Origin of the sequence: Thermogemmatispora onikobensis (assembly GCF_001748285.1) — a bacterium.
Lineage (GTDB): Bacteria > Chloroflexota > Ktedonobacteria > Ktedonobacterales > Ktedonobacteraceae > Thermogemmatispora > Thermogemmatispora onikobensis.
On record NZ_BDGT01000051.1, the window covers coordinates 19,519 to 32,045 of the forward strand.

Here is a 12,527-nt window from a genome sequence, read left to right on the forward strand (position 1 = left end):
TTACCCGATCCTCCTCCTTCCTGTCAAGGGGTGAGGTGCCTGCCCGGTTGGCTGGCTGGCCACCCGCCCGCCCGCCCGCTCGCTTCCAGGCTCAGGTCAGCCTCGCTCAGGCGGACGACAGGACTGGGGCAGAGATCAGCATGGCTGAGGACAGGATGTCGGTACTATCGGACAAAGCCATTACGCATGGAAGGAGTCTCTTCATGGCAGAGCCGGTTCCTTTGCTTCCGTATAACCTGTACATGACTGAGCCGCCACGCTTGCCAGTGCGAGAACCGGAGGATGAGGATGGCCCCGATTATGTGGTGGAGGCGACGCTTTTGGAGCGCGGTGAGCGCCATGTCCGGCTCCAGGGGCGCACCCTCAGTGGCTCCCCTCTCTTGATCACGCTGAGCCTGGTGGCCGATGGGATCGTGCGCGTCGTGCTGGAGGAGGAGCCTGATCCGACGCGCGTCCGCCTGGCGCGCGAGCTGCCCCCCCCTCCGGCTGCTGCGCCGCTGCTGGTCGAGGAGCAGGAGACGGGCCTGGCTCTGCTCTCCCCCTCGCTCCGTCTGGAGGCCACCCTGCGCCCCTTCGGCCTGCGCTTCCTGGACGCCGCTGGCCGTCCGCTGCTGGCCCAGAACTATAGCGAGCTGACCAATGTGCGCATGAAGCTGACGATTCTTCCTTTCGGGCTGAGCCGCTTCAATGGCCGGCGCGTGGCTTTCCACGATACGTTTACGGCGGAACCCGATGAGCATTTCTTTGGGCTGGGCGAGAAGTTTACGGATTTCGATAAACGCGGGCAGCGCATCACAACCTGGAATTGCGATTGTGGCGGGGCCTTCAGTGAGCGGGCCTATAAGAATGTGCCTTTCGTGGTGAGCACGCGCAAGTATGGGATCTTTGTCGATAGCCCCTGCGCGGTCGATTTCGATCTGGTGGCCAGCAATACGGCGACGTTTACGCTGATTAGCCGCGATAGCGCTCTGGATTATTATGTGATCGCCGGGCCGGACCTGAAGACGATTATTACGCGCTATGCTTCGCTGGTGGGCTTTCCGATTCTGCCACCGAAGTGGGCCTTGGGGACCTGGATTTCGTCGGGCTTCCAGCGCGATAGTCAGGGCGAGGTGCTGGCGCGGGCTCGCTTGATCCGCGAGCATGAGATTCCTTGCGATGTGTTGCACCTCGATTGCTATTGGCAGCGCTTTGGACGCTGGTCAGAAGTGCAGTGGGATGAGGAGCGCTTTCCTGATCCGGCGGGTCTGATCGGGCAGTTGAAGGCCCAGGGCTTTAAGGTCTGTTTGTGGATTCATCCGTATCTGGGGACGGCCAGCGAGCGCTTTGCCGAGGGGGCAGCGCGCGGCTATTTTCTGAAGAATGCCGCCGGCGAGCCGTATGTGGCCGATCTGTGGGGGGGCTTCCATCCACCGGTGGCCATGCTGGATGTGACGCACCCGGAGGCGGTGGCCTGGTTTCAGGGGCTGTTGCGCGAGCAGTTGCGCCTGGGGGTGGATGTCTTTAAGACGGACTTCGGGGAGGGTATTCCGACGGATGTGGTGGCTTATAGCGGGATTGCCGGCGAGCGTCTGCATAATTTGTATGCCTTGCTCTATAACGATGCGGTGGCCGAGGTGACGGCACGCGAGACGGGCCGCGCGGGCCTGGTCTGGGGCCGCTCCAGCTATGCCGGTGGTCAGCGCCATGCGGCGCAGTGGAGCGGCGACCCCAATGCGACTTTTACGGCTCTGGCTTCGACCTTGCGCGGTGGGCTGAGCCTCGGGATGTGCGGCCACGCTTTCTGGAGCCACGACATCGGCGGCTTTACCGGTCAGCCTTCTCCAGAGCTGTATATCCGCTGGGCCCAGTTCGGTTTCTTCTCTCCTCTGACGCGCGCTCACGGCAATAGCTCGCGCCTCCCCTGGGACTTCGGTCCGCAGGCCCTGGAGATCTTCCGCTCGTATGCCCGCCTGCGCTATCGCTTGCTGCCCTATATCTATACCTACGCCTGCATCGCGGCCCGGACAAGTCTGCCGCTGTTGCGGGCGATGGTGCTGGAGTTCCCCGATGATCCGGCAACCTATACGCTGGATCTGCAGTATATGTTTGGCGCGGAGCTGCTGGTGGCCCCGCTCTATCGCGCCGGGGGGGAGCGCCCGGTCTATTTGCCTGCCGGGACGTGGGTCGATTTCTGGAGCCGGACCGTGCTGCAGGGGCCGACGACGCTGCAGGTGCAGGCGCCTCTGGAGCAGCTTCCGCTCTATGTGCGCGCCAATGCCTTGATCCCGACGACGGAGCCGGCGCCGTTTGTGCGCGAGGAGCCGTTTGAGACGGTGGTTTTCGAGGCCTATCTGCTGCCGGAGGGGGCCGGGTCGTTTACGCTCTGCGATCTGGATGGGGAGACGACGGTGTCGGCGCGCTTGCAGGGGACGACGCTGGCCATCGAGGTGATGGGGGCAAAGCGTCGGCTGGGGCTGCGCCTGCTGAAGCTGGCCGGGCAGCCGCCCGTTGAGACGGTGCTGCTCAATGGCCACCAGTGCGAGCGCTGGATGGGTGAGACGGCCCCGGCCCTGGCCGAGGCGCCGGCTTCGGGCTGGTTCTCCCTACCCGATGGAGGGGGAGAGGTGACGGTGGTCCTCTGAGATTCGTCCTGTCTGGCATCATGCCCAGGAGGAGAAGCATGGAGGCCTTTCCACCGCTGAATCCACGTGCTCCTTTTATCTGGTACGGTGGCGACTATAATCCTGAGCAGTGGCCGCGCGCTGTCTGGGATGAGGATCTGCGTTTGATGCAGGAGTGCCGCTTTCGCGTGGCGACGGTGGGTGTCTTTAGCTGGACGGCGCTGCAGCCGGCGGAGGAGCGCTTTACTTTCGGTTGGCTCGATCAGGTGCTGGATAAGCTGACGGCGGCGGGCTGCCGGGTCTGTCTGGCAACGCCCAGCGCGGCGCAGCCGGCCTGGTTGTCGCAGCGCTATCCCGAGGTGTTGCGGGCCGATCCGACGGGTCGCCGCCGCCACCACGGCTGGCGCGTGAACTATTGTCCGACCTCGTCGGTCTATCGCCGCCTGGCCGCCCAGATGGCGGCGAAGCTGGCCGAGCGCTATCATGCGCATCCAGCCCTGGTGGCCTGGCATGTCTCGAATGAGTATGCGCCGGCCTGCTACTGCGAGCAGTGCGCGGCGGCTTTCCGCGATTGGCTGCGTACGCGCTATGGCAGCCTCGATGAACTCAACCGGCGCTGGTGGACCCGCTTCTGGAGCCATACGTACACGGATTGGTCGCAGATTGAGCCTCCTTATGCCAACGGCGAGGGTTCGCTTCACGCTTTGACGCTGGATTATCGCCGCTTCCAGAATGAGATGTTACTGGAGTGCTTTCGGCTGGAGCGTGAGGCGATCCGCCAGTTCTCGCGCGAGGTGCCTATCACAACGAATCTGATGCGCTTCTATCGCGATCTCGATTATCGCCTCTGGGCGCGTGAGATGGATGTGGTGGCCTGGGACTGCTATCCCTCTGTCGAGGATGAGCCGCTCGATATTGCGCTGGCTCATGATTTGATGCGCAGTCTGCGCGATGGGCAGCCGTTCTTGCTGATGGAGCAGTCGCCCAGTAGTCAGAACTGGCAGCCGTACAATACGTTGAAGCGGCCCGGGGAGCTGCGCCTGCAGAGCTATCAGGCGCTGGCCCACGGGGCGGAGTCGGTGATGTTCTTTCAGTGGCGGCGCAGTCGCGGCGGGATCGAGAAGCTGCATGGGGCGGTGATCGAGCACAGTGGGCGCAGCGATACGCGCGTCTTTGCGGAGGTGCAGGCCCTGGGCCAGGAGCTGGAGCGCCTGGGCGGGCGGACGCTGGGCGGGGTGACGCCGGCTCAGGTGGGGCTGCTCTTCGATTGGGAAAACTGGTGGGCGCTGGAGGATTGCAGCGGGCCGACGCGCGAGAAGCGCTATCTGGAGACGTTGCGCGCTCATTATGCGCCGTTCTGGCGGCGCAATGTGCCAGTCGATCTGGTCTTTAGCGATTCGGATCTGGGACGCTATCGTCTGCTGATGGCGCCCCTCCTCTATCTGCTCAAGGAGGGGCTGGCCGAGCGCCTGGCGGCCTTCGTGCAAGATGGGGGGACGCTGGTGACGACCTATCTGTGTGGGATGGTGGATGAGTGCGATCTGGCTTTTGAGGATGGCTATCCGGGGCCACTGCGCCATGTGCTGGGGATCTGGAACGAGGAGATCGAGGCGCTGCCGCCGGGGTGCACGAATCGTCTGGTGTTAAACGATGGGCGCAGCTTTGCCTGCGGCCATCTGTGTGCGCTGATCCATGATGAGGGGGCCGAGGTGCTGGGGCGCTACGGCGAGGATTTCTATGCCGGGCGCCCGGCCTTGACGCGCCATCGTGTGGGCCGCGGTCAGGCTTTCTATCTGGCGTGCGAGCCGGAAGCGGCTTTTCTGGAGAGCTTCTACGGGGAGCTGCTGGGGGAGCTGGGGATCGCTCCGGCGCTGGAGACGCCGCCAGGCGTGGAGGCGACGCTGCGCCAGACGGCCCGTGAGCGCCTGCTCTTTGTGCTCAATCATGGGCGGGCGCCGGCAACGGTGACGCTGCCGCCGGGCCGCACGTTTGAGGAGCTGCTGACGGGCCGGATGGTGAGCGGCTCGCTCTCGCTGCCCGGGCTGGAGGTGGCTATTCTGGCGGAGCCGCTCGCTTCCGAGCCTAGCCAGCGGGCAGGATCTTGAGGGCGCCGCCGCGCTCGCCTGGCGGGGCGGGGGGTAGCGTGACGTGCAGGCCCTGCTCGTCGCGTGTCCAGGACAGGGGGACGTCGTCGCCGAGCAGGTGGACGGCGCCGATGCGGTGCGGGTAGTGGGGGCTGCCAGCGGCCAGGGCCTGGATGCTGACCCTGCCCTGCGGCGGCCAGACGGGCAGCAGGACGTAGAGGGTTTGGCCGCGGCGGGTGAAGCGCAGGTCTTGGGCGGTAAAGGCGGCCTGCTGGCCCTCGCTGAAGGCGCCGGCGGCGCTGGCGGTGGGGCCTTCGCCGTGGAGGTGCCAGGGCTGGCTGTCGTAGATGGCTTCGCCGTTGATGGCCAGCCAGCGCCCCAGGCGGCGCAGGAGGTCGGCCTCTGGCTCGGGAATGCTGCCGTCGGCGCGTGGGCCGATGTTGAGCAGGAAGACGCCGTTTTTGCTGACGGTGTCGATGAGGTCGTCGAGCAGAGTGCCGAAGGGCTTGTAGTCCTGGGCGACAGTGTAGCCCCAGGAGTTGCGGGCGACGCTGGTGTCGGCCTGCCAGACGCGCCGGCTGATGGCGGGACGGCGTCCGCGTTCGATGTCTTCGACGGCGCTGCCTTCGTCAAAGGCGCCTTCTTTGTAGGTGATGACGACTTCCTGTCCCCAGCGGGCGGCGCGGTTGTAGTAGTAGGCGGCGAAGCGGGCCAGAGAGGGGCGGAAGGCGGGCCGCGAGATCCACCAGTCGAAGTAGATGAGGGCGGGCCGATAGCGTTCGACCAGCTCGTAGAGTCGGGCCAGCCAGTCGTCGAGAAAGGCGGCGTCGGGCGGCTCGTCGTCGGGCCGCGCGGGTCCGTAGAGGTCGGCGTACTGGGGGTCCTGGACGTCGCTGGGAATGGTTCTGCCGCCGTTGAAAAACCACCAGTGTTCGGCGCGGTGCGAGGAGAGGCCGAAGGTGAGGCCGCGGGCGCGTACGGCTTCGGCTAGTTCGCCGATGATGTCGCGGCGCGGCCCCATGTCGACGGCGTTCCAGCGTGAGAAGCTGCAGCGGTACATGGCAAAGCCGTCGTGGTGTTCGGCAACGGGGACAACGAAGCGGGCGCCGGCTTCCTGGCAGAGGGCGGCCCAGGCGGCGGGATCGAAGCGCTCGGCGCGGAAGTGCGGGATGAAGTCTTTGTAGCCGAAGCGCTCGGGGGGGCCGTAGGTGGCCAGGTGGTGGCGGTAGGCCGGCGTGTCGGGCAGGTACATGTTACGGGGGTACCATTCGTTGTCGTAGGCCGGGACGGCGTAGAGGCCCCAGTGGATGAAGATGCCGAAGCGCGCGCCGGCGTACCAGGCCGGCACACGGTAGGCGCGCAGGGAGTGCCAGTCGGGGGTAAATGGCCCAGCAGCGGCCAGGCGTTCGATCGCGTTGAGCGCTTCCTGCTGCTCGTAGCGCTGCTGCGGCTGTGGCTGTTGCACGGAGAGGCTCCTCCTTTCCGCTCTCTCTTGTTCGCCTCGGTTCTCGCTGGTCAGCAGCCAGGGAAGAGGCCAGCTAGAGGCGCACCTCCAGGGTCTGGCCGGCTTCGATCAGCACGGGCGGGTCGAAGTGCCAGCTTGCTCCTTCGCGGCGGCCCTGGATGGGGACAGCGGCCAGCCAGACGGCCTGCTCGCCCGGCGGTGTGCGCGGCGTGGCGGCCTCGGCGGGCAGGGTCAGCTGGTGCAGGCTGAGCTGACCCTCCTGGATATGAAGCAGGAGACGCCCTTCGCCGGCGCGGTACTCGATGCTCCCCCAGGCGCCGGGCAGGACCAGCGGCTGCCGCCAGTGGCCGTCGGCAGGCAGCAGGCGCGGCTGCAGGCTCAGGGCCTGGCGCGGGGCGTCGTAGCTGAGGCCGCCGAGGGCCGGCCAGGCCAGCCAGATGCTCAAGGCTCGATAGTAGTGGCCGCCGCACTCTTGATGGTCCCAGGTCTGGCCGGCGCGCTCGTAGCGCGTGTAGACCTCGTGGATGATCGTCACTCCTTCGCCGACGAGGCCCTCCAGCAGCATCTGGACAGCAACGGTGTATTCGGTCCCCGACCAGACGGTCTCGGCCTGATGGCGCGGGTCGCCGAGGGTCCAGTGATCGGGCCGGTCGGCGCGCTTGCCGGGCGGGAGCATGCCGTTGACCAGGCCGCGCCCGGGCACAAAGTTGTAGCGATAGATGGCGCGCAGGGCCGACAGAATGTGCTCGCGCGGCAGGATGTCGCCCAGGCCGAGCAGGGTGGCGTAGAGCTGGCCGCTGAGCTGGTCGGCCATACAGGACTCGTTGCGCCGTCCGCTGCGTGGGTCAACCCACAGATCGTAGTACTCCCCGTTCCAGAGCAGGCGCTCCATGCTGGCCTGGCTCTCGGCAAACTGGCGCTCCAGGTTGTGGGCGTAGTCTTCGTCGCCGAGCAGGTGGGCCATCTGGGCGGTGGCCTTGAGGGCTGCCAGCCAGATCGACGAGACGTAAGCCGAGTAGCCGATGAAGTCCCAGGTATCGTACGTCTGCGAGGAGATGGCCGTCTCCGAGGGGGCGTGGTCGTAGTGGTAGGGCAGGCCGACCTTGAGTTCGTCGATGCGGCGGGCGTGCTCCATCGCCGCCTTGACCGCCGGCCAGAGCCGTTCCAGGGCGGCGCGGTTGGCCGTCCAGCGGTAGTCACGCCAGACCTGCAGGGCGAACTTGGGCATGAGGTCGACCATGTGGTAGGCGTCGACGACGGCGAAGCTGCCGGGGAAGAGGTGCGGGATGCGTCCGCTGGCGTCGAGGCCGGTTTCGGCGGCCACTTCCCGATAGAGGGCCTGGCGACGCTGGGGATCACGGGCTAGCTCCGGCTCGCTCTCGGTGCGGCGCCAGACGCGCTCACGGTTGGCGGCGAAGGCTAAGAAATAGTCGTCGTAGCGCGGCGAGGCAGGGGTGAGCTGGAAGTCGGCGGTCATCTGGAGCTGGCGCTCCTCCAGTTCGGGGAAGAAGAGGGCCACGGCATGGGAGCCGTAGTACGAGACGTCGAGGGTCTGCAGGCCGCAGCAGCCCAGGCCCTCCCAGATGCCGAAGCGCCCGTCGCGTACCAGCCAGGAGGATTTGACCAGGGTGGTGAGCTGGGCGTTGATGGCGTCGGCCAGCCAGTCGGGGACGGAGGCGCCGTACTGCAGGTCGTGGAAGGCGCGCGTGCGGGTGTAGAGGGTCGCTCGGGCCTCGGTGACGTAGCGGGCAACGTCGAGGGCGTCGCTGAACCAGCTTTCGTAGCGGTGGCCGAGGTCGTCGCCGACGTTCTCGCCGCGGTGGTTGGGAAAGTACCAGGTCAGGAGAAAGGTCAGGTCGCGCTCGCTCCAGGGGGCCAGCTCCAGAACAGGGCTGCTGATGGCGGCGTGCGTCGGGCGGGTGGCGCGGGTGTTGAAGAGCTTCGGAGCCTGCTCGTTGAGGAGGCGCGCCAGGGCGCCCAGCTCGCTGAGACGGGCACTGGCCTGAGCGGGATCGCGCAGCAACTCAGGCCGCTCCTGACGCTCACGCTCGTACTGGGCGCGCGCTTCGGGCGTCAGGTTGAGTTCGAGCAGTAAGGCCCAGCGCCAGCGCGGGTCTTGATAGCGGATGGGGTCGGCGGCGATACGCGCTTGCAGGGCGTGCCGGTCGGGGACGAGGGCGCTGTCGACCATGCCGCGCAGCAGGCTGGGCAGTTGGCCGTAGGCGCTGGCCGGGTCGAGTCCTTCGCGGACGATGCGTTCGAGCAGGGCGCGCAGGGGATCGCCGCCCACCGGATCAGGGACAAACTGGCCGCCGCTGGCCCAGCTCTGCCAGGCGTTGAGGTCGCCGACTTCGCGCAGCTCCGTCACCAGCTCGGCCTCGTCCTCTAGCAGGGCGAAGACGAGCGAGCCGCGCGCCAGGGGATGGTCGGCGGGCAGGTCATCGGCGCTGAAGATGAGGGCGCTCAATCCGGGCGCCCGCTCGCTGCGCGTCTGGGGCTGGCCGGCTTCCTGGCTGAGGGCCTCCAGGCTAAAGACCTGCGGGAGGAGGCCGAGCAGGGAGACCTCGACGGCTTCGGGGCCGGGATTGCTGAGGTGAAAGGTGAAGAAGGCCGCCGGCAGGGCCGAGTGTTTGACATCCCCCGGCACGAAGCTCGACCAGGCTTCGAGGCGGACGGCCACGGGCAGGGCCGGGTCACAATAGTCCAGCCAGGCAAAGGGGAATGCTCCGCTAAAGTGGATCTCCTGCACGCTTTCGACGTATGACAGGATGTAGGTGAAGCGCGCTTCGCTCTCGCTGCGTTCGCGCAGGATACGCACGACCGCTGGCTCTGCCGCCGCACTGCCCTCAGCCGCGAGGCGCCTGCGTCGGGCGCGGATGGCGAAGAGGGTGTCGCCGGGACGGACGGGCGAGCTGAGCGGCGGACTCCACGGGGCGCCATGCCCGCTCCAGGGCGGATTGTTGAAGATCTGCCATTCGTGCAGGGCGCCGTCAGCGCGGATCTCGATGCTGCCGGTGCCCAGTCCTCCCAGGGGGATGCCGGAGAGCGGGGCCACACCCCGCCTGCTTCGCGTGCGAGCTGCTTTCATGGCTGCGTTCGTCGCTCCTCTTACTCCTGTGACACTGACTGGACTGGATCAGCGGCGCGCCGCCGCCGCTGGGTTGGGTCGGGTTGGTCTGCCGTTGGGCACTGGTTGGGCCGCGGTTGGGTCAGGGAGGGCCGTGCTGGCTGACGCCCGGCCCAAAACGGTAATGCGGCTGGGGGGGCGCCGGCTGGAAGGCGCTCAACTCTTCGATCTCGGCCTGCAGTCCTCCGGGGGCCGCCGCCAGGACGGCGCGCACGTGCGTTTCAAGGACGGCGGGCGAGCAGTCGACGCGGGCATTGAGCAGCCAGACAGCCTCGTCGGGCAGCAGATGGGCGCTGCGCGCGTCCCAGCTAATGGCCGCCGGCGCGGGACCGCAGAGGCTGGCTTTGATCAGGCGCCCCTGGAGCTGCTCCTGCTGGCTGGCCGCCGCCTCCGCGCGATCGGGAACCTGGCGCCTGTCCGGCTCCTCGCTGAGGAGGCGCCGCAGGGCCTGCGGGGCGACGAGTAGCTTGATATGGGCGATGACCAGCCCGGCGCGCGCCAGCCGCTCCTGAAGCTGGCTGAGCAGGGCGGCAGCCCAGGCCAGTACCCGGCCCGCTTCGCCGTTGCTGGTCCCGATCGGATGAGAGGACTGCAGGCGACCACGGGCGTTGAGCCAGCCCAGACGCGCTTCGGCCCGCGCATAGCGCCGATAGTCGAGGTCATCCAGGCGATGGGCTTCGGCCTCGCTGACGCGGGCAGTGTTGACGTCCTGCAGCAGATTATCGAGCCAGAGGGCCACGCTCTCGCGCCGGCGCGCCGTCATGGGCAGGACTGGTACCCCGGGACAGTAGGCCCGCAGCCAGTTGCGCAAAAAGAGCTGCTCGTCGGCAGCGAGCAGGTCGCTTTTGTTGATCAGGAGCAGGTCACCCTCTTCGATCTGGCGGGCGAAGAGATAGGCGACGTCATCGTTGAGCAGGCTCAGGTCGCCGTGCCGGATCAGATGGGAGAGACGCGGACCGTCGACGACGATGCTCAGACAGGCTGGACGGTAATGCTCGCGGTAGAGGTGTAAGAGGGGGAGGATGACGGTGGCCTGCAGGTCGGTGCAGCTCCCAACTGGCTCGGCCAGAATAACGTGCGGCTCGATGCGCCGCTCCAGGTCGGCGACGGCCTCTAGCAGGTCGCTGAAACGGCAGCAGAAACAGCCCGCGGTGACCTCGGCGACGGCCTCGCCCGACCAGGCGGCGGCCAGGGCGGTGTCGACGAGTTCGCGCCCCTGGTCGTTGGTAATCAGGGCCACGCGCAGGCCGCGCTGATGCAGGATGGCGGCAGCCTGAAGCAGGAGGGTGGTCTTGCCCGCTCCCAGAAAGCCACCGGCGATGATCAGCTTGGGCCTGGTTTCGTGCACTACGCTCCTCTTTCGTTGGTGAAGCGGCAGCTACTCCTTCTGCTGGACAGCGGGCCCGGCCCCGTCCAGGCACAGGTCACACGTTCAGCGCGGGCCGGCAGATTGCCCGCCACCACGCGCGCTCTAGAGGAAAGGGTACCAGAGGCGCCTTCGTCCTGTCAAGTGGGAACGCTCCCAGGCTTGCCACTCCTCAGCTCAGGGCGCTCACGAACTGAGGGAATGAGCCGCCCCGTTCGTGCTCGCCGCTGCCAGCTCCCGCGCGCCTCGCAAGATGAGCTGCCTCAGTGCTTCGCCCTGGAGCGTTCCTTCTCGGTTTCCGATGACAAGCATCGTTGGTGGATAGACAAAGAGAGGAGCATGTGGGTAATCCACAAGGTAAATATCCAGAGTGGGCAGAAGTCGCCGAAACGGAGCCAGGCTCTTCCACAATGCACGCCGTTCCTTGGGCGTCAGCAATTGCTCACAGGGGCCCAGGATAGCACCAAAAGGACACAGCGACAGGTCCGGGAGGCATCGTGAAGGGGGTTACGACGCCAGCCCGGCACCTGTCGCCGCGCCCGGATCAGAAGAGGGCGCTACAAAGAAGGGCAAAATGAAACAGGAGAGAGGTATCTGGTAAAAGAACCGCTCACAGCTTGTGCGCACGAGGCGCAGCGAGGTATGACCAGACCTCGCCTGATCAGAGCCGGGCCGTGGCCCGGTCCCAGCCGGTCAACTCTCTGCCGCGCCAGCCAGAGCACGAGTCGCCTCCTCAGAGAATGCACCACGGCTCACCGTCGAGCTGCGGGTAGTCGCGCTGATGGATGCGCTCCGCACAGGGGGCGCAACAGGCGGTGAAAGCAATCGATGCATATTCGAGCACCTTGTGCAGGCAGAGATCGCTGGCGATGCGCAGCTGCCATTTTTCGGGCAAATAGCAATACTCGCGAGCCACATAGTCGCGCAGTTCCTGAGCCAGCCGGGTGGGCATGCGCAGGCCGTAGCGATGCTCCGTCAGGCGGCCACAAATACAGCGGTCACCGGCGCGCCGATCGAGAGAGGAGGCCGCGCCATCCTCGCAAGGAGGCTGATCGACGGTGCCGACGGGTGCGGCGCTCTCGCTCTGCTCTGGCATAGTCTGCTTACTCCTTCTTGCTTACTACTCCTTCTCGCTCCTTCTTGCTCCTTCTCGCGCTCTTCGCGTAGCGAGCACGCCAGCCTTTCCCAACGAGGCGGGCCAGCCCAGCCTGGCCGGGAACGGGGGCGGCTCCGGCCAGGCTGGCAGCCAGGGCCTGGCGCCCGGTGCCCCAACTCCCGAGAACCAGGGAGCACTGGCGCCCTCAGCCCTGCCGCCTGGTGGCCAGGCCGGGCCAGCCGCCCGCCCTGCCCGCCTCCCTGCTTCTTCTCCTGCTCTTCCTCCTGCGTCCTGATGCTGCGGGCAGCGGATCTGGCCAGCTTGACGACGTGTCCCGCCTGCGAGCGGGGAGCTGCCGCGGACGACCCTGCTCCGCTCCGTGCTGCGCTCCGCTGGACTGTACTGTACCGCGCTGTGCTGTGCTGTGCTGTGCTGCTCCCTCCCGCTGTCGCGGCGCCGGTGCCAGGGCCAAGGGTTCAGGGCCGGCCCAGGACAGCGAGCAAGCCAGGCAGTCAGCAAACCAGCCAGGCAGCCAGCAAGCCAGCAAGCCAGCTCACCGTTCACAGGGTCACGCTGCGACCCCGGTGGCCCGCCCGCAAGAAGCGCGAGAGGCGGGCGGGCCGGGGGTGATGGCTCGCAGGAAAGGAGCGTCGGTACGCGACCACGATCCGCCCGGGGTCCCTCCGGGCCTGTCGCTGGCTACGCCTTACGCCGCTCGCACCCACAAGAACGGCCTCGGAGCAGACCGCTCACCAGTCCGCCCCGGCCTGGCCGGGCTCGGTTCAC

Annotated in this window: 6 protein-coding genes; 2 read left to right on the plus strand and 4 right to left on the minus strand. The window is 66.9% G+C overall.

Annotated features, from left to right (window positions below):
- Positions 1–203 precede the first annotated feature (203 nt).
- Complete coding sequence (locus tag BGC09_RS18135; RefSeq protein ID WP_069805645.1) at positions 204–2,624, plus strand: TIM-barrel domain-containing protein; 2,421 nt, start codon at positions 204–206, stop codon at positions 2,622–2,624.
- A 38-nt stretch (positions 2,625–2,662) separates the two neighbouring features.
- Positions 2,663–4,708, plus strand: coding sequence for a beta-galactosidase (locus BGC09_RS18140; protein WP_069805646.1), 2,046 nt, complete (start codon positions 2,663–2,665; stop codon positions 4,706–4,708).
- Here BGC09_RS18140 and BGC09_RS18145 read toward each other — a convergent pair.
- The 4 genes from BGC09_RS18145 to BGC09_RS18165 all read right to left on the minus strand — a co-directional run bounded on the left by BGC09_RS18145 (position 4,686) and on the right by BGC09_RS18165 (position 11,741).
- The gene (locus BGC09_RS18145) at positions 4,686–6,152 is read right to left on the minus strand and encodes an alpha-L-fucosidase (protein ID WP_218104097.1); all 1,467 of its coding nucleotides are present in this window, start codon (positions 6,150–6,152) and stop codon (positions 4,686–4,688) included. The genes BGC09_RS18140 and BGC09_RS18145 overlap by 23 nt on opposite strands.
- 73 nt (positions 6,153–6,225) lie before the next feature.
- Positions 6,226–9,240, minus strand: a complete 3,015-nt coding sequence (locus BGC09_RS18150) for a GH116 family glycosyl hydrolase (protein WP_069805647.1) — start codon at positions 9,238–9,240, stop codon at positions 6,226–6,228.
- Between the two features lie 121 nt (positions 9,241–9,361).
- Positions 9,362–10,627, minus strand: a complete 1,266-nt coding sequence (locus BGC09_RS18155; RefSeq protein ID WP_069805648.1) for a GTP-binding protein — start codon at positions 10,625–10,627, stop codon at positions 9,362–9,364.
- A 751-nt stretch (positions 10,628–11,378) separates the two neighbouring features.
- A complete protein-coding gene (locus tag BGC09_RS18165) occupies positions 11,379–11,741 on the minus strand; it encodes a hypothetical protein (protein WP_069805650.1) in 363 nt (120 codons plus the stop codon).
- Positions 11,742–12,527: the final 786 nt, after the last annotated feature.